This is a genomic window from Affinirhizobium straminoryzae (assembly GCF_007004135.1).
GTDB lineage: Bacteria > Pseudomonadota > Alphaproteobacteria > Rhizobiales > Rhizobiaceae > Neorhizobium > Neorhizobium straminoryzae.
The window spans coordinates 1-26,789 of the sequence record NZ_VJMG01000031.1 but is presented as its reverse complement, the minus strand read 5'-3'; the positions used below and the strand labels follow the sequence as shown (position 1 = coordinate 26,789).

The window sequence follows — 26,789 nt, the reverse complement described above, 5'->3', positions numbered from 1 at the left end:
AAGCGCGCTGAGGAGTAAATCATGGGCAAGAGCCGTTTTGTCGTTTCGGCAGATTGGGTGGAAAGCCAGCTGGGCCAGCCGGGCTTCCGCGTCGTGGATGCCTCCTGGTATCTGCCGGCGCAGAAGCGCAATGGCGCCGCCGAATATGCGGAAGGCCATATTCCGGGCGCGGTCTTCTTCGATCAGGATGCGATTGCCGACCACGCCACCGGCCTGCCGCATTCCCTACCCTCGCCGGATTTCTTTGCCGACACAATGGGCAAGCTCGGAATCAGCGAGCGTGACGTGACAGTCGTCTATGACGGCCCGGGCTTCTTTTCCGCGCCGCGTGTCTGGTGGATGCTGCGCGCCATGGGCGCCGAAAAGGTGTATGTGCTGGACGGCGGCCTCGACGGCTGGAAGCGCGACGGACGGCCGCTCGAAACCGACCTGCCGGAGCCGGAACCGGCCGTCTTCACGCCGAAATTCCGCGGTCGCCGCGTCACCACCTTCGAGGAGATGCGCGGCATCGTCGACAACGGCACGGCACAGGTGGTCGATGCCCGCGGCGGCGGACGCTTCACCGGCGAGGAGGCAGAACCCCGCGCCGGCATGCGCTCCGGCCATATGCCGGGCGCCCGCAGCCTGCCGGCCGCCAGCCTTTCGGAGGGCGGGCACCTCAAGGATCTCGACACGTTGAAGGCGATGATGGACGAGGCCGGCATCGATCTGTCGCGCCCCGTCGTCACCAGCTGCGGCTCCGGCGTCACCGCCGCCGTCGTGACGCTGGCGCTCGAATCGCTCGGGCACACCAACAATTCGCTCTATGACGGCTCCTGGTCGGAATGGGGCAGCCGCGCCGACACGCCCGTCGTCACCGGCCCGGCCGAGACGCTCGATCCGCCGGCGCATGGGCCGATCAAGGCACATGTGACGCAGCTGGAAATGACGGCACCGCCGCGCCAGAGCCTGCCGATGCCGGTCAATCTCCACACCGCGATCATCGTGGCAAAGGACATTCCGCTTCACTATTACCGCTATCTCTACCGTCAGGTCGGCAAGCGCTGGCACTGGTACAAGCGGCTGCGCATGCCCGATGACGAGCTGGAGGCGATCCTGCGCAATGAGCGGGTGTCGGTCACGGTTCTCTATGTCAACGGCGCGCCGGCCGGCTTTTTCGAGCTGAACAAGCTGAGCGACGAGGTGGTGGAGCTTTCCTACTTCGGCCTATTCGAACACGCGCTCGGCCTTGGCATCGGCAAATGGTTCCTGTTGCAGGCGCTCTATTCGGCCTGGCAAATGAACCCGAAGAAAGTGATCGTTTCGACCAACACGCTCGATCATCCACGCGCACTGCCGCTCTACCAGATGATGGGCTTTGCTCCCGTCGGCACCAGCGAGGCCTGGGTCGAGCCGATGTCGGATGCGGAACTGCTGGCACTCGCCAAGCGCGACTGAGCCTTCCGGTCAGGGCAGGGTCGGCCTTCGTGGCGTCCCTGCCCTTGTCCGCCTTCAGTGCATCAACGTCTCGTCGGTGAGATCCGGAACATCGGCGAGACGCACGAACGTCACGCCGCGGCGCTTCAGCGCGAGGATGCCCTGGGCAACGCCCTCGCCGGCCGCATGGGTCGGCTGGTTGATATGGGCGAGCACCACATCGCCGTCCCTGGCGCCGGCAATATGCTTTTCAGACATGGCAGCGCCCAGCAGTGAGCCGCCATCGCCATTGACGGAATAGCCGGCAATGCGAAAGCCCATGCCACGGATCTGCGTCATGGCCGAGACATCGTATTTCGCCGTCGCGCCACGGAACCAGCGCGGGGCGGGGAGGCTTGCCGCCAGCATGGCGCCGGCGCCGCCCGCCACCTCCCGTTCCACCGCCTGCGGCGAGCCGGCCGCCGCGATGCCATAGATCTGCATCGGCTGATCCACCGCCGGCACATGGTTTTCGCCGTGGTTTTCCAGCTCGAACTGCTCCGGATGCGCCTTGAACACCGCAAGCGTCTGCGGGTTGCGGCGCAGCCAGCGCGCCGTGACGAAGATGGTGGCCGGGATCTTTTCCGAGACGAGGACAGAAAGGATGCGCTGATCCACATCGCCCATGCAGGCATCGAAGGTCAGCGCCACGCGCACCTCGCCGGGGATCTTGCTTTTCGGCAGACGCAGGGTCGGCTCGAGCAGCTTTGCTGCACGTATCGCCGGCGCTTGCGCCGGCACCTTCGGCAGCGGAGAAACCTGAGCCGGCACAGCAGCGGAATCGAGCGCAAACACCGGAGTGGCAACCGCAGCGGTCAACAGGAGAGAAGCAAGGGAGGAAAGAAAACGCGTCATGGGAAGGCACCGATTATCTGGCGCTCCATAGCGGAGGCGCGCCGCAAAGACCATCCACCTTTTGGTGAGAACCTGAGATGGGGGGATGATCGGCATGTTGCGCAGGAATCGGGTGGAAGCGGGGCACGCCGCCCCGCAGGATGGCCGGCATTGCACAACAGGAATAGCGACATGCACACCATCCGCTTCACCGCCATGCCGAGTGATATCGCAGCAGGTTTTCGCGAGGGCAGACCGGACGGCTATGGCAATCCGCCGGAACGCGCGATCTCGCCCGGGGGCGGCATGCCCTGCCGCCATTGCCTTGGCTTCATCGAGGCCGGCGAAGCGATGCTCGTTCTGGCCTATCGCCCCTTCCCCAAACTGCAGCCCTATGCGGAAACCGGACCGATCTTCCTGCATGCAAAGGCCTGCCGCCGCTACGAGGCCGTCGAGGTTCTGCCGCCGATGCTGGAGAGCCCGGATTACATCGTGCGCGGCTATGATGACAACGACCGTATCGTCTATGGCACCGGAGCCGTGACACCAACCCACGCAATTGCCACACGCGCGGCAACCCTGCTCGAGCGCGACGACATCGCCTATGTGCATGTCCGCTCGGCCCGCAACAATTGCTACCAGTGCCGGATCGACCGGGCCTGAGACGGCCCGGTCCATGGGGCGGAGGGAAGCGGTCAGTCGCGGGCCGGATCCGCATCCAGATCCTCGGCGACCTGCAACAGCAGCTTCACCATCTCGCCCGCGCGGCGTTCATCCTTGCCGAGACGGCGGGCGATGACCTCGCGCAGATTGAGCAGGGCGGCGTCGACGCTGCGCGGCAGATCCGGGCCCTGCTCCTCGTGGCGTCCGCGACCGCCTTCGCGACGCTGGCGGATGCGCTCGGCCACCATCGACAGCCGCTCCAGAATGGCGCCGGCCGGTCCGCGATTGCTGTCGAGATGCGCCCGCCCTTCCTCGGTGATGGAATAGCGCTTCTTGTTGCCATCCGTTTCCGCGGAAATGTAACCCGCCTCTTCCAGATAGGTCAGCGTCGGATAGATGACGCCGGGGCTCGGCGCATAGAAGCCATAGGTCAGTTCCTCGACATGGCGGATGATCTCGTAGCCATGGCGCGGCTCCTTCTCGATCAGCGCCAGCACCAGCAGCCGGAGGTCGCCCTGAAGGAGAAAGCGGCCGATCCGGTTGTCGCCGCCATCGTCCCCGCCGTCTCCAAAACCGCGCCCGCGGCCGCCCCGGCCGAAGCCTCGGCCAAAGCCCTCGCCACGCATGGCAAACAGCCCTTCAAGGTCCATCCGCATCCGGTGGCCGCGACCGGCACCCTCGTCACATTTACGTCCAAACATCGTCAATCCTCTCGATTGTTTTTCGATATATCTAAGATAATCCGGATCTCTCCCTTTGCAAGACAAGATATATCGAAAACCGATCTTTTTTCGCTTCAACGGATACAGACGGCGAGACAGCCTGCAAATGCTGCGATCCGTCCGGCGCGGGATCATAAGAAGATATATCGAAGATTGTCACAAGACCCGCCGGCGCCAGTAGTCCCGCCCCTGACGCAAAGAGGACACGCCCCGCAGGGTTCCGTCCGATGCACTGTCATTTTCCTGATGCTTTGCCGTGACATTTGGCCTTACAGTTCCGTCGCCAACGACTGAGGGAGAGCTCCATGTCATTTTCGTTCATCCAACCCGCACTCACGCGCCGCTCGCTGCTCGGCGGCATTGCCGCGGGTTCCGCCCTCGTGATGCTGCATCCCTTCGCAGCTCGTGCCGCCGCCAATCAGGCGCATCTGCGCATCATGGAGACGACCGACATCCATGTGAACATCATGCCCTATGACTACTACGCCGATAAGCCGAACGACACGATGGGCCTGTCGCGCACGGCAAGCTTCATCGATCAGGTGCGCGCCGAAGCCACCAATTCCATGCTGATCGACAACGGCGACCTTTTGCAGGGCAACCCGATGGGCGATTACATGGCCTACGAGAAGGGCATCAAGGCCGGCGACCTGCATCCGGTGATGAAGGCCATGAACGCGCTCGGCTATGATTGCGGCACGCTCGGCAACCATGAATTCAACTATGGCCTCGAATTCATGTTCAATACGCTGAACGGCGCGAATTTCCCGATCGTCTGCGCAAACCTGACCAAGGGCCAGCTCGCCTCCGATCCGAAGAAGGACGACCTCTTCTTCAAGCCCTACGTGATCCTCGAAAAGCAGATCAAGGACGGCACCGGCAGTGCAAGCCCGGTCAAGGTCGGCTTCATCGGCTTCGTGCCGCCGCAGATCATGGTGTGGGACGCCAAGAACCTCGAAGGCAAGGCGCAGACGCGCGATATCGTTCAGGCCGCCAAGGCCTGGGTGCCGGTCATGAAGGAAGCCGGTGCTGATGTTATCATCGCCCTCTCCCACTCAGGCATCGATGGTTCCGGCCAGAGCGAGCGGATGGAAAACGCTTCACTTTATCTCGCCGCCGTTGACGGCATCGATGCGATCTTTACCGGTCACCAGCATCTCGTCTTCCCCGGCCCGAAGGATTTCGACGGCATTGCCGGCGCCGACATCAAGAAGGGCACGCTGATGGGCAAGCCCGCCGTGATGGCCGGCTTCTGGGGTTCGCATATGGGCCTGATCGACCTGCTGCTCGAAAAGGACGGTAACCGCTGGAAGGTCGTCGACTTCACCACCGAGGCACGCCCGATCTACCACCGCGATGAAAACCGCAAGGTCGTCGCCGACACCAAGGACAAGCCGGAAATCGTCGCAGCCGTGAAGGCCGAGCACGAGGCAACGCTTGCCTATGTCCGCCGCCCGGTCGGCAAGACCTCCGCCCCGCTCTATTCCTATTTCGCACTGGTGGCCGATGACCCCTCGGTGCAGATCGTGTCGAACGCCCAGATCTGGTACGTCAAGGAACTGCTGAAGGAAGGCCAGTACAAGGATTATCCGGTTCTCTCCGCCGCGGCCCCGTTCAAGGCCGGCGGCCGCAACGGCCCGGACTACTTCACCGATGTTCCCGCCGGCGACATCGCCATCAAGAACGTGGCAGATCTCTATCTCTACCCCAATACCGTACAGGCCGTGCTGATCACCGGTGCACAGGTCAAGAACTGGCTGGAAATGTCGGCGGGCATGTTCAACCAGATCCCGGCAGGCGCAAAGGATGCGGCCCTGCTCAACACGAAATTCCCGTCCTACAACTACGACGTGATCGACGGCGTCACCTATCAGATCGATCTGTCGCAGCCGGCGCGCTTCGACGGGGACGGCAAGCTCGCCAATCCCGATGCACATCGCATCGTGGACCTGAAGTTCGAGGGCAAGCCGATCGATCCCGCCCAGAAGTTCGTCGTTGCCACCAACAACTACCGCGCCGGCGGCGGCGGCAAGTTCCCGGAGATTGCCGGCGACAAGGTGATCCTGGTGGCGCCCGACACCAACCGCGACGTGATCGTGCGCTACATCATCCAGCAGGGCACCATCAACCCGTCGGCCGATGCCAACTGGTCGTTCAAGCCGCTGCCGGGCACCACGGCTGTGTTTGAAAGCGGTCCGAAGGGTCGCCAGTATGCCGCAGCCGTCAAGGGAGCCAAGATCGAGGAAGCCGGCGACGGTGCCGAAGGTTTTGCAAAATTCCGCCTCGTCCTCTGAGGCGGGATCCAACCCCAGCTAAAGTTCGCAAGGCCGCCGGCGTCCGCGCCGGCGGCCTTGCCGTTTCGGCAATCAGACGCCTGGAGCAAACGGGCCAAAGCGGGTCAGTGCAGCACGCCTTCGTGCCGTTCCCAGCCCAGTGCCTCGAAGATGGCGTGAATATCCTGCGGATCCTCGCTGACCACGAAGGGGTCGAGGCCGCTTTCCGGCCGCGCCTGCCGAACGACGAAGAGAAAGGGAATGTCGCGCTCGATCAGGGCCTGCGAATGGGCAAACAGCACATCCGCCTCCAGCGTCACATCCAGCAACACGCCGAAGGCATCCCGCAGCACGGTCTCACCCGGCGGATCGAGCAGAAGAGGGCCGACGATCTCGACGCCCGCCTTGTTCCAGGCACGCCGGACGGCATCGGAGACGAAATCCGCCGCGGCGACGATGACGATTTTCGGATGCTGCAACTCGATCCTGCTCCCACATGCGTGGTCTGTAGCGTTTTGATTACGGACCGAGACAGCAAAAGGTTCACTGTCCTAAACGACGAACCGCATCAACTGTTTCGCCGGTGGCACATGTCTTGAGAAGAGCGTCGTAAAAATACAACGGTTCGCCCCGGACAACTTGGCTTATTTCTGAAAATGAGCGTCAGGCGGTCGACCGCTGCGACATCCCGCTTTCGCCACACTATTCCGCCGCCAGCCGGCGCGAGGCTCCATCGGCGGTCATCAGCTGTTCGAAGGTGTCCCGGCTCGGGCAATGGCTGAGGCGATGCGCCAGCGTCTCGATCAGCCAGCTGGTGGCCGGTCCCGGCGGATGTGCCGTGCGGCGGATGTAGTAGAGCGGATATTCGCTCGTCTCGTAGGCATCGATGTTGAGCGGGACCAGTCGTCCGGAGGCGATATCCTCACGGATCAGCGGTGCCGGCAGCCCGCCCCAGCCCAGTCCGCCGCGAATCAGCTGATGCTTGGTGGCGATGTCGCTGACGCGCCAGGTCTTGTAGGAGAGCACGTTGAAATCCCGCCCCTGGGTGATGCCAGAGGCATCCGTCACCACCAGCTGGATCTCCTCGCGCACGTCACGGCGGGTCAGAACACGGCCGATCTGCGCCAGCGGATGATCGGCAGCGGCAACGGGAATCATGAAGGAATGGCCGATCTTTTCCACCGTCAGCGTATCGTCCTGCTTCAGCAGCGCGCCGCCGACGCCGACCGAAGCCCGGCCGCTCGACACCAGATCCATCACCATGCCGAGTTCGCCGGCATGCAGGCTGAGCGCCACCGTGGGGAACCGTCGGCCGAATTCGCTGAGCGCCTCTACCACGGCATCGGTCGGCACCATGTTGCTGATGGCAAGCGAAACATCCGCCTCAAGCCCCTGCTTCAGAGCCTTGGCGCGGGCGCGCATCACCTGCAGGTCGGAATGGATGCGGCGGGCATCGGCCAGAAGCGCCTTGCCGGCATCGGTCAGCCGCGTCTGGCGCGAGCCGCTGCGCTCGAACAGCGACACTTCCAGCTGTGCCTCGAGATTGGCAATCGTATAGCTGACCACCGACTGTGCCCGGTTGAGCCGCCGGGAGGCCGCAGAAAAGCTGCCGCTTTCCGCCACGGCGAGAAAGACCTGCAGCTGGTCGAGCGTCGGATTGGCGTCCATGGGTATCATCCACACAGTTGATGGCTTCGTTCGAGATTATCTCCATTTTCTGGATGGGTGTCCATTCCCTATGTTGCAGCGCGATGGAGGCGGTGTCCTCCCCCGAACAACCCATCTGGAACGCAAAACATGTCCAAGATCCTGCTCATCACCTCCAGCCCGCGTGGCGAAGAATCGGTCTCCACCAAGGTTGCGACCGACCTGGCCTCGGCTCTGGCCGCCCGCTCGAACGGTGACATCGCCGTGCGCGACCTCGGCGCCAACCCGATCGCCCACCTCGACACCGTTACCACCTCGGCCATCCGCAAGGCTCCGGCCGACCGCAATGCCGAAGAAGCTGCTGCTGCCGAAATCTCCGACGCGCTGGTTTCCGAGCTGCAGGCTGCCGACGAAATCGTCATCGGCACCGGTCTCATCAACTTCAACATCTATTCCGGCCTGAAGAGCTGGATCGACAACATCGCCCGCGCCGGCGTGACCTTCCGCTACACGGCTGAAGGCCCGGAAGGCCTCGTCAAGGGCAAGAAGGTCTACGTCGTTCTCGCCGCTGCCGGCGTCTATTCGGATGGCCCGGCCGCTCCGCTGAACCATGCCGTGCCGTACCTGAAGACCGTTCTCGGCTTCCTCGGCATGACCGACGTGGAAGTTCTTTACGTCGAAGGCCTCGCCTTCGGTCCGGAAGCCGTCGAAAAGGCGCTCGCTTCCGCCAAGAGCCGCACCGAGGAACTGGCAAAGGCTGCCTGATCGAAACACCTTCGGGTTGCACGTCTTGAGGGGAGCGCTGCGGTTGGCAGCGCTCCTCTTTTTTATGCCCGATAAACGGGATCGCCTCAGGTGGTGCGGGAGGCGGCGCCATCGGAAAACAGCGAGGCGCCGTTCTGGTCGATGATCTGCTGCGCCTTGCGAACCGTGCATTCGCGCGCATCATCCAGCGACGTAAACATGTCCGCGCGCAGAAAAGTGCGCACCAGCGTCTGACCGTTCACCTCCTTTTCGATGCGGCCGGCCAGACGGTATTGGGCACCCTCGCGCACGGGCTCGGCAAAAATCTTGCAGCCCGCATACTCCTGCGGCTCGGCGGCGGGAGCAGCCTTCGGCGCCTGTTCGCCACCGCCGGAAAACATCGAGAGGATCTTGGAAAAGAATGCCATGCGTCGTCCTTTCTGGTTCATGTCGGGCCGGGCTTGCCGCGGGTTTTCCGCGCCCGGACTCGCGTATTCTCGGGGGGTCGTGCCCCGTGCCGTCAGATGATCAGGTTCGCCAGGATCTCGTTTTCGGTAATGTCCTGATAGCCGAGGCCGGCCGCCTCGAACCGCTCCAGAAGCCCGGCAAAGTTTTCCGGCCGCCCGGTTTCGATGCCGATCAGGATCGAGCCGAAATTGCGTGCCGACTTCTTCAGATATTCGAACCGTGCGATGTCGTCTTCCGGTCCGAGCAGGTTGAGGAAATCGCGCAGAGCCCCGGGGCGCTGCGCCAGCCGCAGGATGAAGTATTTCTTCAGTCCGGCATGGCGCATGGCGCGCTCCTTGACATCAGGCAGGCGCTCGAAATCGAAATTGCCGCCGGAGACGACGGCAACGATCCGCCGCCCCTTGACCTGTTCGGGGTCGAGCGCGGCGAGCGCCGTCAGCGACAGCGCGCCGGCCGGTTCCAGCACGACGCCCTCGATGTTCAGCATCTCCGTCATCGTCACGCAGATGGCGTTTTCCGGCACGGCCATCACCTGCGCTTCGTCAAAGCGCTGGAGTGCTGCGAAATTCAGATCGCCGATACGGGCGACGGCGGCGCCATCGACGAAATTATCGACCTTCGGCAGCGTCACCGCACGGCCGGCCTTCAGGCTTTCCTTGAGGCTCGGCGCACCGGACGGCTCGACCATCAGGAAAGCGGTGTCCGGCAGGTCTTCGGAGAGATAGCCGATCATGCCGGAGGAGAGACCGCCACCGCCGACCGGCATGATCACCAGATCGGGGAGTGCGCCGTCCGGCAGTTGCGCCAGAAGTTCCGCCGCGACCGTCGCCTGCCCTTCGATGATGTCCTCGTGGTCAAACGGCGGCACCATCACGCCGCCCGTCTCCTCTACATGGGCGCGGGCCGCCGCATAGCATTGGTCAAAGATGTCGCCCACCAGCCGGATGGTGATGTGGGGGCCGCCGAACATGCGCGTCTTGTCGATCTTCTGCTGTGGCGTCGTCACCGGCATGAAGACGACGCCCGGCACCTGGAAATGCCGGCAGACAAAGGCAAAGCCCTGCGCGTGATTGCCGGCCGAGGCGCAGACGAAGGTGCGGTCGCTGCTGCCATCGGCAATCGCCTTGCGGAAGAAATTGAAGGCGCCACGGATCTTGTAGGAGCGTACCGGCGACAAATCCTCGCGCTTCAGCCACACCTCAGCCCCGAAGCGACGGCTCAGATGCTCGTTCATCTGCAGCGGGGTCTCGGGAAAGATCTCCCGCATCGCCAACATGGCTTCGTCCACAGCCGCCCTGTTCATTGCCTGCCATCCGTTGAAATTCATACTGGTCCCCGCTATGCCATAGCTGACCGGCAGAGACAAAAGCTTCTTGCTCGGGTCAACACATCGGGGTCGTCGCGTTTGAACGCAAACCAGTTCCGCTCATCGATCTATATCGTCGCGCTCTGCGGCATCTACCTGTCGGCGGCGATGTTCGTTCCGGCCCTCTTCGATCTCTATTACGGCCAGCCTGACTGGCAGATCTTCGTGCTCTCGGGCGTCATGGTCGGCGGTCTGTCGCTTGCCAGCGCCATGGCAACGCGCGGCGCCATGCCGGTGTTCAACAAGCGGCTGGGTTTCCTGCTCGTCAACATGCTCTGGGCGCTGTTTTCCGTGGTCGGCGCCATTCCCTTCTATCTGTCGACGCTGAAGCTCAGCTTCGCGCAGTCGCTGTTCGAATCCATTTCGGCGATCACCACCACCGGCTCGACCGTGCTTGTCGGGCTCGACAGCATGCCGCCCGGCATCCTGATGTGGCGCTCGCTGCTGCACTGGCTGGGCGGCATCGGCATCGTGGCGCTGGGGCTCTTCGTGCTTCCTTTTCTCCGGGTCGGCGGCATGTCCTTCTTCAAGATGGAATCCTCCGATACCAACGACAAGCCGTTTGCCAAGCTCGCAAGTTTCACCCGCGCCTTCATGGCGGTCTATGTCGGCATTACCGTGCTATGCACCATTGCCTATGACTGGGCGGGCATGGGGCATTTCGATGCGCTGAACCATGCAATGGCGACCGTCGCCACCGGCGGCTTCTCCACCCACGATGCCTCCTTCGGCTATTTCAACAGCATTCCGCTGATGTGGGCCGGCACCGTGTTCATGACGCTCTCCAGCCTGCCCTTCTCGATCCTCATCCTGTTTGCCGTGCGCCGCCGTCTCGACAGCCTGCGCGACCCGCAGGTCGGGTTCTTTCTCGGCTATCTCACGCTGTTCTCGTTGATGGCCGGCGTCTATCACCATGTGCGAAACGGCGTGGACCTGCCGGTCGCGCTGACCCACTCCTTCTTCAACGTATCCTCGATCCTCTCCACGACCGGCTTTGCCAGCGAGGATTATACCCTGTGGGGACCGTTCGTGGTGGCGCTTGCGCTGTTTGCCACCTTCATGGGCGGCTGCTCCGGCTCAACCGCGGGCGGCATCAAGGCCTATCGCTTCGTGATCATCTTCAATGTGGTTCGCAGCGGGCTGAAGAAACTGATCTATCCGAATGCCATCTATCCGGTGCGCTATGGCCAGGCCACCGTCGATGCCGATGTGCAGCGCGGCGTCTTCCTGTTCGTCAGCCTTTACATCTTCCTCTGGGCAGTCGGCAGTCTCGGCATGGCGCTGCTGGGCTATGATTTTGCAACCTCCGTCTCGGCCGTCATCACCTGCCTGTCGAATGTCGGCCCCGGCATCGGCCACATCATCGGCCCGGCCGGCAATTTTTCCACCATTTCGGAACCGGCGCTCTACCTTCTGTCGCTGATGATGCTGCTCGGCCGCCTGGAGGTCCTCACGGTGATGGTGCTGCTGCTGCCGATCTTCTGGCGCAACTGAGCCAACGCCCCGTTGCGGCAGCGTCACGACCCGGCGAGGCGCTCGCCGCCCGGCGTCGCTCAGTTGTCGATGGTGACATCCGCCTCGGCACTGCCGGCCATGATGGCCATGCCGTTCGGAAGATCGTTGCCATCGAGCTTGTGCAGGATCGCCGCCTCATCGAGGCCGTAGCCCTCCCAGCGGGCGCGCAGCCGCCGGCGCAGTTCCGCCACCTCGACCTTGACCATGACCGTCAGGTCGAAGATCGGCTTCAGCCGGTCCCAGGGCTTTTCACACATCAGCAGGTAATTGCCTTCGCAGACGATGATACCCGTCTCGCGCCCGATCAGCCTGCCGCCCGCACGTGCGATCTCGATTGCCCGGTCGAACACCGGCACCGCCACCACCGCGTCCTCATTGCCCTTGAGCCGGCTCAGCATATGACGCAGGCCATGCACGTCGAAGGTATCGATGGCGCCCTTGTGGGCGAGACGTCCCATGTCCGTCAGCACCGTATCATCGAAATGGAAGCCATCCATCGGAAAGACGGCGGCAAGCCCCGGCCTTTCGCGGTTGATTTCCGCGACCACCGCATCGGCAAGCGTCGACTTGCCGGAACCCGGCGGCCCGGCAATGCCGGCCATCAGGCGTGCGCCGTCGTAACGGTCGAGGAGGCGGCGGGCCAGGGCGCGGGCATTGTCGTCGAGTGTCGTCACGGCATCATTCCAGATCTGGTTTGCGAGGGGAATCGGTGCCTCCCCTTTGTGCCCATCAAGAGCGGAGCAGGCCCGGTAAATCAAGCTGCACGGCCACTGGCATCGGGTTCAAGAGAGAATGGTGCGGACGACGGGACTCGAACCCGTAATCTCGAACGAGAGGCAGATTTTCATACCACTTCGGCTTTCGCCGCCGCCCGAAGGCGTTCGTGGTCTGGACTGTCCCTTCGCCATGACCGAAGAAGGTTTTAGGCGCCGCCCGTCCAGTCTCTACACCTTCCCTTCCGGCCGGAAGGGCTTGGCTCGGGATTGGCCTTGGGATCTCCCCTTTAGCGTTCCCCGACTTTGAGCGGTTCTACACCGCGGATTTCCCCGCGGGCACTCCAATTGTCAAAAGTCTGCTGCGTCTACCAATTTCGCCACGTCCGCTTGCCCCGACTTCGATCATGGGCACAGTCTTATTCGTGGGCTTGTCTCAAAATTGCAAGTCCATGTTCGCGAATATTCGTACGCTCGCAGCCACCTTTGTCCTGTCCGCGAACAGGCACTGGCGCTGCGCGAAAAAAGCACCACATGAGGCACCGGGCTTCTGCCGGCATGCGGCCTGGAACTTTGGCATGTCCGGCCGGTTTTCCCGTCACTGCATGCAACAGGTCTTCAACTGATGAAACGCTCCCTGATCCTCCTCGGCACCGCCCTTGCGCTCAGCGCCTGCACCACCGCCAGCGTCGAACCGATCCCCGGCTCCATCACCTATAACGGCCAGCCGCGCACCAAGCTCACGAAGTCGCCGGTCGGCAGCACCTTCGAGCACCGCTTCTATGGCGATGGAGGCGAGTATGTGGAAACCTACCAGATCCAGCCGGACCGCAGCCTCAAGCTCATCTGGCGACGCTTCCTGCCCGATATCATCGACGACAACTGAACCGGGATGCGGGCGGCGGGGATCCTCCGGTGGCTTGCGGACTTGCCCTTCGGCGCCGCAACCCTATGTCGTGGCTTTCCCGCAGAAAGAGTGAACCCACGTGACCTATCGCTTCCTCATCGTCGAAGACGGACTCCTGATCGCCATGGATCTGGAGGATGCCGTCCAGCGCTGCGGCCATGAGGTGGTGGGCATCGCACCGGACATGTCAGTGGCACTGAACTATGCCGCCGAGGCCGATATTGCCTTCGTCGACGTGCGGCTCGCCGATGGAGAAACGGGGCCGGAACTGGCAGCCCGTCTGGTGGAGCGCGGCATTCTGGTGGTGTTCGTGACCGGCAATCCGATGCTGGTGGAAGGACGCGATGCCGGTGCGCTCGGTGTCATCGCCAAGCCGCTCACCCTTCAGGCCGCGACCGATGTGATCCAGTTTGCGGTCGACTGGAAGAATGGCGTGCGCCGCAATGCCCCGGCGCGCCTGCGTCTGTTCCGACCGCTCGCCGAACCACAGGGCTGAGCGCTGCCGGGATGACGCAGGCTCCGGCAAACTGAAAAGGCGCGGAGATTGCTCCCCGCACCCTCGTGCTTGCCGAAAACCGGATTGATCAGCCGGCCAGCTTGGCGGCGATGCGGGCCACATGCGCACCCTGGAAACGGGCACCTTCGAGTTCGATCTCGGAGGGCTGACGCGAGCCGTCGCCTTCGGTGATCGTGGAGGCGCCGTAGGGCGAGCCACCCTTGACCTGCTCGGTGCCCATCTGCCCCTGGAAGGAGTAGGGAAGACCGGCCACGACCATGCCGTGGTGCAGGAAGGTCGGAATGAAGGACAGAATGGTCGATTCCTGTCCGCCATGCTGGGTGGCGGTGGAGGTGAAGACCGAGCCGACCTTGCCGATCAGCTTGCCGTTGAACCACAGGCCGCCGGTCTGGTCCCAGAAATTGCGCATCTGCGAGGCGACCGTGCCAAAGCGCGTGCCGGCACCGACGATGATGGCGTCGTAATCCACGAGGTCATCCACCTTGGCGATGGCAGCCGGCTGATCCACCTTGTAATGCGAAGCCTTGGCAACCTCCTCCGGCACCAGTTCCGGCACGCGCAGCACCGTCACCTCGGCGCCTGCGGACTTGGCGCCCTCGGCAACGGCATAGGCCATCGTTTCGATATGGCCATAGGTGGAATGATAGAGAACCAGAACCTTCGGCATGTATGTCTCCCTTTTTGCGTGCAGCGCCGGAATGGCGCGGCCGTTGCTGATCAACTTAGTCGCAACCGGGCGTTTCGCCAGTGTCTTGTGGTCGCACGCAGTGTTCAATCTTTGAGGACGAAAAATCCGTTGCAGTCACAATGGCGTAACGCAGGCCACATGCCCAAGCATTCTTGCCGTCGCCATTTTGGCGTGGGAAGGTGACAACAGCCATTCCAGTTTCCAGTGAGGATCTCCATGACCACCCAGATCGTGACCGCCGCCATCCTGGCGATTGGCGACGAACTTCTGTCCGGCCGCACCAAGGACAAGAATATCGGTCATCTCGCCGATGTTCTGCTGCTTTCGGGCATCGATCTGAAGGAAGTCCGCATCGTCGCAGACGAGGAGGAGGCGATCGTTGAGGCGCTGAATGCGCTGCGGGCCCGCTATACCTATGTCTTCACCTCCGGCGGCATCGGCCCGACACATGACGACATCACCGCCGATGCGGTGTCGAAAGCCTTCGGCCTGCCCTGCGAGCATGATGCCGAGGCCATGCGGTTGTTGGCCGACATGTATGCACGGCGCGGCATGGAATTTACCGAGGCGCGCCAGCGCATGGCGCGCATGCCGCGTGGCGCCCGGCACATCGCCAATCCGGTTTCCACGGCACCGGGCTTCGTGGTGGAGAATGTCTATGTGATGGCCGGCGTGCCACAGGTTTTCCAGGCCATGGTGGACAATATCCTGCCGGAGCTGGCGGGCGGCGCCAAAATGCTGACACGGTCCCTGCCCTGCCCTTACGGTGAAGGCGATATCGGCACCCTGCTCGGCGCGATCCAGAAGGCGCATCCGGCAACCAGCATCGGCTCCTATCCGAAATATGACGGGCAGCGTTTTTCCACCGAACTGGTCGTGCGCGCCCGCGACCCCGAGGCACTGGACGCCGCCGCTCATGCGATTGCCGCGATGATCCGTGATCTCGATACGGCCCGTGCCAGTGGTCATCCGGGTCCCGAGGCCTGATCGGCGCCAGCGCTTGACCCAGCGCAAGGCGAGGCCCATTTCAAGGCGCATGGTGGAACGAAAGGCTCCACCATCCCGCCCGAGAGGAGACACCGCCCATGGGTTACAAGACGATCCTTGCCGTTCTCGACAGTGAACGCAGCGCCCCGCCGATCACCCGCTTCGCCGCCGATCTTGCCCGCACCTTCTCTGCCCATGTGATCGGCCTTCGCGCCGAAATGCTGGCGACCGTGCCGCTGATCGCACCGATGGAAATTCCCGATCCGGCGGCGGTGGAGGCGCTGCAGCAGGCAGCCCAGGCTGAAACCCGGCGCATCGAAACCGTGTTCCGCGCCGGCATGGAACGGGAAGGCCTGTCCTTCGAGTGGCGCCCTTACGTTTCCTCAGCCGGCTATAGTTCCGACAGCGTGCAGGAGTGCCTGCGCGCCAGCGATCTGGTGCTCGCCTTCCAGAACGACGCGGAACACGGCAATGACAGCAGCGCAGACCTGGATGCGTTGCTGTTCGAGAGCGGCCGGCCTGTTCTGCTCGTGCCGCACATCCTGAAGGAACCGCAGCCCATCCGTCGTGCGCTGGTAGCCTGGAACGGCTCGCGCGAGGCCGCCCGCGCCGCCTTCGATGCCCTGCCCCTTCTTATGCGTGCCGACAGCGTCGAAATCTTCTCCGTCGATCCGCCCGGCATGCCGCGCCAGGCACCCGATCTCGCCGGCACCGATCTCGCCAACGCACTCTCCCGCCACGGCGTGAAGGTGACGCTCAAGACCGAGGAGAATTGCCCGGTTCCGACGGCGACCGCCATCGAGAACCGGCTGGCCGATGACGGCATCGACCTGCTGGTCATGGGCGGCTATGGCCATTCGCGCTGGTGGGAAATGCTGTTCGGCGGCGTGACCCGCAGCGTCCTGGCAAGCATGACGGCGCTGACGCTTCTGTCGCGCTGAGGCTTTCTGCGCAACACCGGGGCTTTCCCGTGGGAATGCCCCGCCTCTGCCTGCGCATCCGGCTTGCTTTTTCAAGGGATTTGCCGCTAAGAGCAGCAGCCAACGGGAACCTGTCGAACAGGCCGCCCGCGGGCTGCTCCGGCATTTGCGGCGCGCCCTCCCCATTTGCCCGTCAGCGCCTTCGGAGCCTTTTCGCATGTCCCTACCCGACAAAGCCTTTCCCGTTTCCTGGGATCAGTTTCACCGTGACGCCCGTGCGCTGGCCTGGCGGCTGGCCGGCCTCAACCAGGATTTCCGTGCCATCGTCTGCATTACGCGCGGCGGCCTGGTGCCGGCCGCGATCATTTCGCGCGAACTGAACATCCGCCTGATCGAAACGGTCTGCATCGCCTCCTACCATGACTATGTGAACCAGGGCGACATGAACGTGCTGAAAGGCATTACCGCCGACCTGCTGACCGATGGCGGCAAGGGCGTACTGGTCGTGGACGACCTCACCGACACCGGCAAGACCGCCTCGGAAGTGCGCGCCATGATGCCGAACGCACATTTTGCCTGCGTCTATGCCAAGCCGAAGGGCGTTCCGACGGTCGATACCTTCGTCACCGAAGTCTCGCAGGACACCTGGATCTATTTCCCCTGGGACATGGGGTTCACCTATCAGGAACCGATCGCCAAGGGCCACAAGGGCTGATCCTTGCTTTCTCCGGCATCTGGAACCCGCCCGACCGGCGGGTTCTTTCGTTTTGGATACGGCTTTGCGAACCGACATGAGTGTCAATTATGTTTTGTTCTCAGACATTTGCCTGTCTGTACCCCCCAACGCGGGAAGCCTATTTCACGATTTATTTATATTCGAAAGCCATAAAATGAGACGCGCGGTTGCACCCTGAGGCTGCGGCGGACCATGACGGCCTGACCATCAAGCGCATCGAGCCATGTCCCGGACCCGCCATGCGGTCCCTGGAGCCGAGGGCGCCATGCCGAATTTCCTGAGATCCCTTCCCCTGACGGCCAAGCTGTCCGCCATCATCGTGACGATCAACCTGATCGGCGTCATCGGTCTCGGCATCTCCACCTGGACCAGCGAACGGGCCGCCATGCTGTCGCTGATCTCCGCAAACTGGATGAAGGATACGGCACAGTTTGCGACGCTTGCCTCAGGGGGCGTCAAGTGGGGCAAGGCCGATGTCGTTCAGGAAGCCTATGCCCTCTACCGGGACAAGGCGGATCTGCACCTTGTGCAATTTGCCGCCTATGGCGCCACGTTGAATGTCGTGGACAGCTGGAACCGCAAGGAGGTGGACGACCTGCCCTCTGCCGATGCGCTGGCAAAGGCTGCCGCGACCCGCCCCGAGAAACCTGCGATCGTCGATACTGGCGCCGATCCGGACCTGATGACGATCGTTGCGCCGCTTCCCAATGACAAGTCCGGCAAGCCGACGGGCTATGTCGTGACGACCTGGACCGGCGACCGGATCATCGACCAGATCCGCAGCAAGGTTCTCACCTCGGTCATGTTGCAGTCCCTCGTCATCATCGCTGCCGTTACCGTCTTCATCGTCACCATGCGCCGGCTGGTCGGCCAGCCGCTGCAGGTTCTCAGCCGCCGCATCGCCGGCCTGCAGCAGGGCGATCTGCAGTCGCCGGTCGTCTTCCAGCAGAAGGGCGACGAGATCGGCTTCCTGGCCCGCGCACTCGAAGGCTTCCGCAAGGATGCGATCGCCCAGCAGGAACAACATCGCCTGGCCGAAGAGCAGCAGGCGACGATCAGCAGCGAACGTGCCCGCAATGCGCGCATGGCCGAAGACAATGCGGCGACCCAGGCACGGGTGATGGCAAGCGTCGGCTCCGCGCTGGAACGGATGGCAGCCGGCGATCTCACCGCTACGCTTGGCGATCTCGGTCCCGAATTCGAGAAGCTGCGACTGGATTTCAACGCCATGGTGCAGTCCGTTGCGGTCGCCATCACCGAAATCAAGTCATCGGCCGGCAATGTGGAAAGTGGCGCCGTGGAGCTTGCCTCCCAGGCCGAGCAACTGGCCAAGCGCACCGAACAGCAGGCCGCTGCGCTGGAGGAAACCGCTGCCGCGCTCGATCAGGTCACCGCAACCGTGCGCACCTCCTCGCAGAGCGCCGAGACGACTGGTGCCATGGTGGGCGAAGCCAAGTCGGAAGCCAGCCATTCGGCCGAGGTCGTGCGCAATGCGATCGGCGCCATGGACCGCATCCAGCACTCGTCCTCGCAGATCGGCACGATCATCGGCGTGATCGATGAGATCGCCTTCCAGACGAATCTTCTGGCGCTCAATGCTGGCGTCGAGGCCGCGCGTGCCGGTGAAGCCGGCAAGGGCTTTGCGGTCGTCGCGCAGGAAGTGCGCGAGCTTGCCCAGCGCTCGGCCAATGCCGCCAAACAGATCAAGAACCTGATCGATGTGTCGAACAGCGAGGTGGCAAACGGCGTCCAGCTCGTCAACCAGACCGGCGACACGCTGCTGAAGATCGAGGAGCATATCGGCCGCATCGCCGAAGGCATCGTCGGCATGGTGCAGTCCTATCGCCAGCAGGCAACCGGCCTGCAGGAGATCAATGCCTCGATCAGCAGCATGGACCAGACCACCCAGCAGAACGCCGCCATGGTGGAAGAGGTGAGCGCCGCCTCCCATGATCTGCTCTCGCAGAGCCGCACCATGCAGGACGCCAGCGGTCGCTTCCAGCTCGGCCCTCTTGCCGGCCAACGCCGCGTCGCCTGATCCCCAACACGATGCCTCGCCACCGGGACCGGCGAGGCGCAACCGGCAGAAGGTCCCGTCCAGAATCCCCCCATCCGAGGAGCCCCCTATGAAACATTTTCTGACCGGTCTTGCCGCTACCGCCATGATGACCCTCTTCCTGCAGCCGGCCAGGGCGGAAGAGGCACATGTCGCCCCCGTGACCGCCTATATGAAGGCCCATGTCACCGGCTGGGTGAATGATCCCGTCATCATCGGTGCCATCAAGGCGCAGAATGCCAAGCACGCCCATCTGAGCGAGGCCGATATCGTGGCCCTCGACAAGAAGTGGCGCGCAGAAGTGGATGCCGCCGACAAGCCGCTGATCACTGCAACCCTCGGCAATGCCGTCTCTGCCTTCCTCAAGGCCAAGCAGGCCGATTCCAAGGGCGCCATTGCGGAAGTGTTCGTGATGGACAACAAGGGCCTCAATGTCGGCCAGAGCGAAGTCACCTCCGACTACTGGCAGGGTGACGAGGCGAAGTTCCAGAAGAGCTTCGGTGTCGGCAAGGATGTGCTGTTCGTCGACAAGGTCGAGAAGGACGAATCGAGCCAGACCCTGCAGTCCCAGGCCTCCATGACCATCAGCGACGAAACCGGCAAGCCGATCGGCGCGATCACGGTCGGCGTCAACCTCGAAGCCCTCTGACCTCATCCATTCCATCAGCCAGGCACCGCGGCCGTCCTTTCGGGCGGCCGCTTGCATTCGGGAGCCGCTGTAAGAGCCTCGTCTGCAAGCTCTGTCGCCGGAGATGTTGCCGCGGACGTGGCATGCAGGAATGCCGGCGTCTCCCCTTTCACGGCGGCACCGTTCACCTGCATGGGGACAGAGGGCCGACTGCCGGAACGCATCGCCGTCACGCCGGTTCATGCGTTTCGGAGCCCGGAGAGTACCCGGAGTGCATGGCATTCCCCGGTCTCGTGGCCAACGAAAAAGGCGCCACGCGGGCGCCTGTCTCGTTGCCGGTCCGTCCTTGACCGACGATCAGGCCGCCGTGCGATAGGCGTGGCCGGCGCTGGCGGCGCCATCCAGCCGGAAGCGCGCGAGGATTGCTGTCAGCTGGCGGCTTTCGGACGCCAGCACCTGGCTCGCGGCGGTGGTTTCCTCCACCATGGCCGCGTTCTGCTGCGTCATCTGGTCCATGTGGTTGACGGAGGTGTTGATCTCGCCGAGCGCTGCGGACTGTTCGCCGGCGGCGCGCGCGATGGTCGCGACATGGTCGTTGACGCGGTTGACCAAATCCTCGATCTCCTTCAGCGCCTCGCCGGTGGAGAGCACCAGCGTCACGCCGCCCTTGACCTCGTCGGCAGACGTGTTGATCAGCGTCTTGATCTCCTTGGCGGCATTGGCAGATCGCTGCGCGAGTTCCCGCACCTCCTGCGCCACCACGGCAAAGCCACGACCGGCCTCGCCCGCGCGCGCCGCCTCGACACCGGCATTCAGCGCAAGCAAGTTGGTCTGGAAAGCGATCTCGTCAATGACGGAGATGATCTGGCTGATCTTCTGCGAGGACTGTTCGATGCGACCCATGGCCTCGATCGCATCGCGCACGATGCCGCCTGAGCGGCCGGCGCTGGCCTTCGTTTCTGCCACCATGCGGGTTGCCTCGTTGGCGCGATCGGTCGACATGCGAACCGTGGTGGTGATTTCCTCGAGAGCCGCCGCGGTCTCTTCAAGGGCTGCTGCCTGCTGCTCGGTGCGGCGCGCCAGCTGGTTGGAGGCCGAGGACAGCTCGCCGGAATTGTCGCTGATGGTGCCTGCGGCGGTGCGCACGTTATCCATCGTGCCCCGCAGCACGCCCATGGTGGCGTTGACGTTCTGCTGCAGCTCGGCAAAGGCCCCCTGGAAGGTGCCCCGCATATCCTGCGTCAGGTCCTGCTCGGCCAGAGCGGCGACAACGCGGCGCACCTCCGTGATCCCCTTGTCGACATTCTCCACCAGTTCGTTGACGCTGGTGGCGAAGCGTTCGAGATCGGCATCCTCGTAGCGCTTGCTGATGCGCTGGCTGAAATCGCCGGCAGCGGCGGCGGCCACGATGCCGCTGATCGAGACCTGCAGATCCTTGCTCTGACGATTGAGCGCCGCCTCCTGCGCTTCCATGGCTCGCATCTGGATCTCGTTGGCGCGAAACACTTCGAGCGCGCGGGCCATCTCGCCGATTTCGTCGGTGCGGTCGGTATCGGTCACCGGTTGGTCTGTGCGGCCTTTTGCCATGGCGCTCATCACCAGCGTCATGCGGCGGATGGGGCTTGCAATCTCGCGACGGGCGATGACGAGGCTGAGCGCGACGCCGGCGACGATGCAGACCACGGCGGTGATCGCAAGGATCATGACCGTCGTTTGCGACTCATCGATCGCATAGGCGCGCGACTGCGACAGCGTCTTGGCGGAATAGGTGCTGTAAACCTTGACGGCAGCCGTCACGGCCTTCTGGCCGTCCAGCGCTTTCTCAAGTGCAGCCGTCATCACCTGGCGATCCTTGCCGGCTTCGGTGCCGGCTATCTTCACCATCTGGCGGATGGCATCGAAATAGGCGTTGAGGCTCGCCTTGATGTCGGAGAGCTGCTTCTGCTCCTCCGCATCGGCGGTGGAGGCGATCTTCGGCAGGCGTTCCAGCATTTCCTTGGCGCGCTTCTCCGTCTCGGCTGCGAAATCGGCGGCCTTGTCGGGCGCGAGCGCCAGCTGGTAGGTCATGCGGCTGATGGCAATGATGTCGATGCGCAGGTCCATGGCCTCGCGGGCCACCTCCTCGCGTGCCCCCGTATCCTTCAGCGCCCCCCCCATCGAGAAGAGGCCTTGCGTTCCGACAGCGGCAATGGCGGCGGCGGCAGCGCCCATCAGCACCACCACCAGACTGATCTTCTTGAGGATCGACAGGTTCTTGATCGTCACGGACATCTCTCCGAAGGCTTCGAACGGGGCGGATTGCACGGCAGGGTATGCACCCGCAGCATTCTTCCATTCGAATCTCCTAAGTTACGTGCGTTAAAATTTTGCATGGAAAAACTCCGAGAATTTATGGGGTCCCGGTCCTGCATCTGTCACAAAATCCGTCACGCCGCAGAAGGCGGCCGGGAAAGACGCCACGCCAAATGCTTGATGCGATTGAATGATTCGCTTCTCCCCGTTTTCCACAGCTTACAGACACAAGATATTGTGGTTAAAAAACCGTTGCAGTCTAAGCCTTGACGAATCTCCCGGTTCGGCCGAGATTGGAACCGTTGCGGCGGCGACAGGATCGGACGTCACGAGGCCGATCCTCTGTAAGCGCAAAAATCACCCAACTCCGTCGGTCGGCGGCTTGCCATGAGGGCTCGCACGCTGGTGGATGTCGCGTGTCTTTTTGTGCCACCGTCTCGGCAAAATGGGGTGGTGGAAAACTGTTTTTACGCTATATTTAGTGTTTGCAGCCAACCTGCCCACAAGATACAGGTCGACCATCCACGGATGATTTACCATTCGAGTTGAAACGGGCACGGCTGCGCGTTGTTTGACAGCGATCGCCGCCGACGGATTTTTGTGCGCCCGGCGGGCGCGACAGCGAGGACGAGAGAGATGCGCATTGAACGTCGTTTCACCAAACCTGGCCAGGGCGCCTATGCGGAGATCGAATTCCGCAAGGCTGTCAGCGAGATCCGCAATCCCGACGGCTCGATCGTCTTCCGCCTGGAAGACATCGACGTTCCCGCGCAGTTTTCCCAGGTGGCGACCGACGTCCTCGCGCAAAAATATTTCCGCAAGGCCGGCGTGCCGAAGGCCCTGAAAAAGATCGAGGAAAACGACGTTCCCTCCTTCCTGTGGCGCTCGGTTGCCGACGAAAAGGCCCTGAAGGATCTTCCGGAATCCGAACGCTACGGTTCGGAAACCGACGCGCGACAGGTGTTTGACCGTCTGGCCGGCACCTGGACCTACTGGGGCTGGAAGGGCAAGTATTTCTCCTCGGAAGAAGATGCCGCCGCCTTCAAGGACGAGCTTGCCTACATGCTCGCCACCCAGCGCGTGGCGCCGAACAGCCCGCAGTGGTTCAACACCGGCCTGCACTGGGCCTATGGCATCGACGGCCCCGGCCAGGGCCATTTCTACGTCGACCCCTTCACCGGCAAGCTGACCAAGTCGAAGTCCGCTTACGAACATCCGCAGCCGCATGCCTGCTTCATCCAGTCCGTCGAGGACGATCTCGTCAACGAGGGCGGCATCATGGACCTGTGGGTGCGTGAAGCGCGCCTCTTCAAGTATGGTTCCGGCACCGGCTCCAACTTCTCCCATCTGCGCGGCGAAGGTGAAAAGCTGTCCGGCGGCGGCCGTTCCTCGGGCCTCATGTCCTTCCTGAAGATCGGTGACCGCGCTGCCGGCGCCATCAAGTCGGGCGGCACCACGCGCCGCGCCGCCAAGATGGTGGTAGTCGACATCGACCATCCCGATATCGAAGCCTATATCGACTGGAAGGTGAAGGAAGAGCAGAAGGTTGCCGCCCTCGTCACCGGTTCCAAGATCGTTGCCCGCCATCTGAAGGCCATCATGAAGGCCTGCGTGAATTGCGACGGCGATGGCGACGATTGCTTCGACCCGACCAAGAACCCGGCCCTGAAGCGCGAAATCCGCGCTGCCAAGAAGGACCAGGTGCCGGAAAACTATGTCAAGCGCGTCATCCAGTTCGCCAAGCAGGGCTACAAGGATCTCGAGTTCAAGACCTATGACACGGACTGGGATTCGGAAGCCTATCTCACCGTCTCCGGCCAGAACTCCAACAACTCCGTCTCGCTGAAGGACGATTTCCTGCGCGCTGTCGAGAATGACGGCAACTGGAACCTGACCGCCCGCAAGGACGGCAAGGTGCTGAAGACGCTGAAGGCCCGCGACCTCTGGGAAAAGATCTCCTATGCCGCCTGGGCATCGGCTGATCCCGGCCTGCACTTCAACACCACCATGAACGACTGGCACACCTGCCCGGCGGCCGGCCCGATCCGCGCATCGAACCCGTGCTCGGAATACATGTTCCTGGATGACACGGCCTGCAACCTGGCCTCGCTGAACCTCCTGCAGTTCAAGGACCGGGCCACCAAGCGCATCAACATTGCCGATTACGAGCATGCGGTGCGCCTGTGGACCGTCGTTCTGGAAATCTCGGTGATGATGGCACAGTTCCCGTCGCGCCAGATTGCCGAACTGTCCTACCAGTACCGCACGCTCGGCCTCGGCTATGCCAATATCGGCGGCCTCTTGATGTCCTCCGGCATTCCCTATGATTCGGCAGAGGGCCGCGCCATTGCCGGCTCGCTGACGGCGATCATGACCGGCGTCTCCTATGCCACCTCGGCGGAAATCGCCTCGGAGCTTGGCCCCTTCCCGGGCTTTGCGCCGAACCGCGACAACATGCTGCGCGTCATCCGCAACCATCGCCGAGCCGCCTATGGGGAAGCGACCGGCTATGAAGGCCTCTCCGTCAACCCGGTTCCGCTGATCCATTCGGAAAACCCGGACCGGGATCTCGTGGCCCATGCCAAGGCAGCCTGGGACAAGGCGCTTTCGCTCGGCGAACAGCACGGCTACCGCAATGCCCAGACGACCGTGATTGCGCCGACCGGCACGATCGGCCTCGTGATGGACTGCGACACGACCGGCATCGAGCCCGACTTTGCGCTGGTGAAGTTCAAGAAGCTGGCCGGCGGCGGCTACTTCAAGATCATCAACGGCGCCGTGCCGGAAGCGTTGCGCACGCTCGGCTATTCCGAAAGCCAGATTGCCGAGATCGAGGCCTATGCCGTCGGTCATGGCAACATCAACCAGGCACCGGGCGTGAACCCCGGCTCGCTGAAGGCCAAGGGCTTTACCGACGAGAAGATCGAGGCGATCAACGGCGCCACCAAGGCTGCCTTCGACATCAAGTTCGTCTTCAACCAGTGGACGCTCGGCGCCGACTTCCTCAAGGAAGCCCTGAAAGTTTCCGACGAGCAGCTCGCCGACATGAGCTTCAACCTTCTGGAGCATATCGGCTTCTCGAAGAAGGATATCGAGGCCGCCAACATCCATGTCTGCGGTGCGATGACGCTGGAAGGCGCGCCCTTCCTGAAGGCCGAGCATCTGCCGGTGTTCGATTGCGCCAATCCCTGCGGCAAGATCGGCAAGCGGTATCTCTCGGTCGAAAGCCATATCCGCATGATGGCGGCAGCCCAGCCGTTCATCTCGGGTGCGATCTCCAAGACGATCAACATGCCGAACGAGGCGACCGTCGAGGATTGCGGCTCCGCCTACATGCTCTCCTGGAAGCTGGCGCTGAAGGCCAATGCGCTTTACCGCGATGGCTCGAAGCTCTCCCAGCCGCTCAACGCCTCGCTGATCGAGGATGAGGACGACGAGGACATGGTGGAAGAACTGCTGGCGCAGCCGGCAGCCGCCCAGGCCGTGGTCGTCACCGAAAAGATCGTCGAGCGCGTGGTGGAACGTCTGGTCCGCAGCCAGGAAAAGCTGCCGTCGCGCCGCAAGGGCTATACCCAGAAGGCGAAGATCGGCGGCCACACCATCTTCCTGCGTACCGGCGAATACGACGACGGCCGCCTTGGCGAAATCTTCCTCGACATGAACAAGGAAGGTTCGGCGCTGCGCGCCTTCATCAACAACTTCGCCATCTCGGTCTCGCTCGGCCTGCAATACGGCGTGCCGCTGGAAGAATATGTCGATGCCTTCACCTTCACCAAGTTCGAGCCGGCCGGCATCGTGACGGGCAATGACGCGATCAAGAACGCCACGTCGATCCTCGACTACGTGTTCCGCGAACTCGCCATTTCCTATCTCGGCCGCCACGATCTGGCGCATGTCGATACCTCCGACTTCTCCTCCACGGCGCTCGGCCGCGGCGTCTCCGAAGGCAAGGCCGACATCGTCTCGAAGGGCCTGACCCGCGGCTATCGCCCGACGCTGGTCTCCAGCGCCCAGTCCGGCGAACCGCGCGGCGCGTCCTCCGCGGCACCGGCCAAGGCCTCGGCCGGCGGCAATGTGACGGCTTTTGCCGGCTCCGCCGCCCGCAAGCTGGAAGCAACGGTTGCCATTTCCACCTCCGAAGTCGTGTCCTTCAAGCGGGACTACGAGGAGCGGGCCAAGGAACTGGCAGAAGAGATGATCGAGGAAGTGATCGCCGACGAGGCCGCCACCGCCCTCTTCTCCGACAAGGCCGCCGCCGACGCCGCCTCTGCCAAGGCAGACGCAAAGAAGGTGGAAGCAGAACGCCGCATGCGCTCCATCGCGCAGGGCTACACGGGCAACATGTGCTCCGAGTGCCAGAATTTTACGATGGTGCGCAATGGGACGTGCGAGAAGTGCGACACGTGCGGTGCGACGAGCGGGTGCTCTTGAGTTCCAGAGGATACCAAGTGGGTATTTTCGATGAAAGCGAAGTGGAGGCGGGCCATCGAGGGCTCGCCTTTTCTATTTCCTCACAAATCGAAATTTTGAAGGCCTCAATTGAGCTAATCCGCAGCGCCATTAAGATTGAAGACAGAATTCGAAATGATCTCCAGGAACACGCGGATTACCTCGCCGCCTCCCTACTGGGCTTTCGGATTGACCTTCTCCCCTGGAAT

General features: G+C 62.9%; 23 protein-coding genes. 14 read left to right on the top strand and 9 right to left on the bottom strand.

The features are described from left to right. The first annotated feature begins 21 nt into the window (after positions 1-21). Positions 22-1,437, top strand: coding sequence for a 3-mercaptopyruvate sulfurtransferase (gene sseA, locus FNA46_RS13020; RefSeq protein ID WP_143125636.1), 1,416 nt, complete (start codon positions 22-24; stop codon positions 1,435-1,437). A gap of 54 nt (positions 1,438-1,491) precedes the next feature. On the opposite strand, the gene FNA46_RS13015 is transcribed toward sseA, so the two are convergent. Then, positions 1,492-2,310, bottom strand: coding sequence for a polysaccharide deacetylase family protein (locus FNA46_RS13015; protein ID WP_143125635.1), 819 nt, complete (start codon positions 2,308-2,310; stop codon positions 1,492-1,494). A 171-nt stretch (positions 2,311-2,481) separates the two neighbouring features. On the opposite strand from FNA46_RS13015, the gene FNA46_RS13010 reads away from it, so the two are divergent. Further along, a complete protein-coding gene (locus tag FNA46_RS13010) occupies positions 2,482-2,952 on the top strand; it encodes a DUF1203 domain-containing protein (RefSeq protein WP_143125634.1) in 471 nt (156 codons plus the stop codon). Positions 2,953-2,984: 32 nt separating this feature from the next. Here FNA46_RS13010 and FNA46_RS13005 read toward each other — a convergent pair whose 3' ends face one another. Further along, positions 2,985-3,653 carry a PadR family transcriptional regulator gene (locus FNA46_RS13005; RefSeq protein ID WP_246103063.1) on the bottom strand — a complete coding sequence of 223 codons (669 nt, stop codon included), beginning with the start codon at positions 3,651-3,653 and terminating at the stop codon, positions 2,985-2,987. A gap of 326 nt (positions 3,654-3,979) precedes the next feature. Here FNA46_RS13005 and FNA46_RS13000 point away from each other — a divergent pair, with 326 nt between their 5' ends. After that, positions 3,980-5,968: a bifunctional 2',3'-cyclic-nucleotide 2'-phosphodiesterase/3'-nucleotidase gene (locus FNA46_RS13000; RefSeq protein ID WP_143125633.1), complete on the top strand. Its 1,989-nt coding sequence runs from the start codon at positions 3,980-3,982 to the stop codon at positions 5,966-5,968. A gap of 104 nt (positions 5,969-6,072) precedes the next feature. On the opposite strand, the gene FNA46_RS12995 is transcribed toward FNA46_RS13000, so the two are convergent. Both FNA46_RS12995 and FNA46_RS12990 read right to left on the bottom strand, forming a co-directional pair. Next, on the bottom strand, positions 6,073-6,426 hold the full coding sequence (locus FNA46_RS12995; protein WP_143125632.1) for a hypothetical protein: 354 nt from the start codon (positions 6,424-6,426) through the stop codon (positions 6,073-6,075). 223 nt (positions 6,427-6,649) lie between these two features. After that, positions 6,650-7,615, bottom strand: a complete 966-nt coding sequence (locus tag FNA46_RS12990) for a LysR family transcriptional regulator (protein WP_425468757.1) — start codon at positions 7,613-7,615, stop codon at positions 6,650-6,652. A 129-nt stretch (positions 7,616-7,744) separates the two neighbouring features. Here FNA46_RS12990 and FNA46_RS12985 point away from each other — a divergent pair, with 129 nt between their 5' ends. After that, positions 7,745-8,359, top strand: a complete 615-nt coding sequence (locus tag FNA46_RS12985) for an FMN-dependent NADH-azoreductase (protein ID WP_143125630.1) — start codon at positions 7,745-7,747, stop codon at positions 8,357-8,359. 86 nt (positions 8,360-8,445) lie between these two features. Here the strand turns inward: FNA46_RS12985 and FNA46_RS12980 are convergent, their stop codons facing one another. Together FNA46_RS12980 and ilvA are read right to left on the bottom strand one after the other, a co-directional pair. After that, positions 8,446-8,766, bottom strand: a complete 321-nt coding sequence (locus FNA46_RS12980) for an HlyU family transcriptional regulator (RefSeq protein WP_143125629.1) — start codon at positions 8,764-8,766, stop codon at positions 8,446-8,448. A 92-nt stretch (positions 8,767-8,858) separates the two neighbouring features. Further along, positions 8,859-10,109 carry a threonine ammonia-lyase gene (ilvA, locus tag FNA46_RS12975; RefSeq protein WP_425468756.1) on the bottom strand — a complete coding sequence of 417 codons (1,251 nt, stop codon included), beginning with the start codon at positions 10,107-10,109 and terminating at the stop codon, positions 8,859-8,861. A gap of 102 nt (positions 10,110-10,211) precedes the next feature. Here ilvA and FNA46_RS12970 point away from each other — a divergent pair, with 102 nt between their 5' ends. Continuing rightward, positions 10,212-11,666 (top strand): TrkH family potassium uptake protein, encoded by a 1,455-nt coding sequence (locus FNA46_RS12970; RefSeq protein WP_143125627.1) that lies wholly within the window; start codon positions 10,212-10,214, stop codon positions 11,664-11,666. Positions 11,667-11,725: 59 nt separating this feature from the next. On the opposite strand, the gene FNA46_RS12965 is transcribed toward FNA46_RS12970, so the two are convergent. Further along, positions 11,726-12,361, bottom strand: a complete 636-nt coding sequence (locus FNA46_RS12965) for a nucleoside/nucleotide kinase family protein (protein ID WP_143125626.1) — start codon at positions 12,359-12,361, stop codon at positions 11,726-11,728. Between the two features lie 664 nt (positions 12,362-13,025). Here FNA46_RS12965 and FNA46_RS12960 point away from each other — a divergent pair. Together FNA46_RS12960 and FNA46_RS12955 are read left to right on the top strand one after the other, a co-directional pair. Continuing rightward, positions 13,026-13,286, top strand: coding sequence for a lipoprotein (locus FNA46_RS12960; protein ID WP_143125625.1), 261 nt, complete (start codon positions 13,026-13,028; stop codon positions 13,284-13,286). 100 nt (positions 13,287-13,386) lie between these two features. After that, positions 13,387-13,803, top strand: coding sequence for a response regulator (locus FNA46_RS12955; protein ID WP_244618146.1), 417 nt, complete (start codon positions 13,387-13,389; stop codon positions 13,801-13,803). A gap of 88 nt (positions 13,804-13,891) precedes the next feature. On the opposite strand, the gene wrbA is transcribed toward FNA46_RS12955, so the two are convergent. Next, positions 13,892-14,491 (bottom strand): NAD(P)H:quinone oxidoreductase type IV, encoded by a 600-nt coding sequence (gene wrbA, locus FNA46_RS12950; RefSeq protein WP_143125624.1) that lies wholly within the window; start codon positions 14,489-14,491, stop codon positions 13,892-13,894. A 237-nt stretch (positions 14,492-14,728) separates the two neighbouring features. Here wrbA and FNA46_RS12945 point away from each other — a divergent pair, with 237 nt between their 5' ends. From FNA46_RS12945 to FNA46_RS12925, 5 genes are all read left to right on the top strand, one after another. Continuing rightward, positions 14,729-15,499, top strand: a complete 771-nt coding sequence (locus FNA46_RS12945; protein ID WP_143125623.1) for a competence/damage-inducible protein A — start codon at positions 14,729-14,731, stop codon at positions 15,497-15,499. A gap of 98 nt (positions 15,500-15,597) precedes the next feature. Further along, a complete protein-coding gene (locus tag FNA46_RS12940) occupies positions 15,598-16,440 on the top strand; it encodes a universal stress protein (protein ID WP_143125622.1) in 843 nt (280 codons plus the stop codon). Between the two features lie 196 nt (positions 16,441-16,636). Then, positions 16,637-17,134: a xanthine phosphoribosyltransferase gene (gene gpt / locus FNA46_RS12935; RefSeq protein WP_143125621.1), complete on the top strand. Its 498-nt coding sequence runs from the start codon at positions 16,637-16,639 to the stop codon at positions 17,132-17,134. A gap of 286 nt (positions 17,135-17,420) precedes the next feature. Continuing rightward, a complete protein-coding gene (locus tag FNA46_RS12930) occupies positions 17,421-19,193 on the top strand; it encodes a methyl-accepting chemotaxis protein (protein WP_143125620.1) in 1,773 nt (590 codons plus the stop codon). A gap of 88 nt (positions 19,194-19,281) precedes the next feature. Next, on the top strand, positions 19,282-19,860 hold the full coding sequence (locus FNA46_RS12925; protein WP_246103062.1) for a hypothetical protein: 579 nt from the start codon (positions 19,282-19,284) through the stop codon (positions 19,858-19,860). Positions 19,861-20,196: 336 nt separating this feature from the next. Here the strand turns inward: FNA46_RS12925 and FNA46_RS12920 are convergent, their stop codons facing one another. Beyond that, positions 20,197-22,110, bottom strand: coding sequence for a methyl-accepting chemotaxis protein (locus FNA46_RS12920; RefSeq protein ID WP_246103067.1), 1,914 nt, complete (start codon positions 22,108-22,110; stop codon positions 20,197-20,199). A 657-nt stretch (positions 22,111-22,767) separates the two neighbouring features. Here FNA46_RS12920 and FNA46_RS12915 point away from each other — a divergent pair. Next, the gene (locus FNA46_RS12915; protein WP_143125619.1) at positions 22,768-26,562 is read left to right on the top strand and encodes a vitamin B12-dependent ribonucleotide reductase; all 3,795 of its coding nucleotides are present in this window, start codon (positions 22,768-22,770) and stop codon (positions 26,560-26,562) included. Positions 26,563-26,579: 17 nt separating this feature from the next. After that, the coding region (locus FNA46_RS26295) for a hypothetical protein (RefSeq protein WP_210245876.1) at positions 26,580-26,789 on the top strand (210 nt) is incomplete at its 3' end.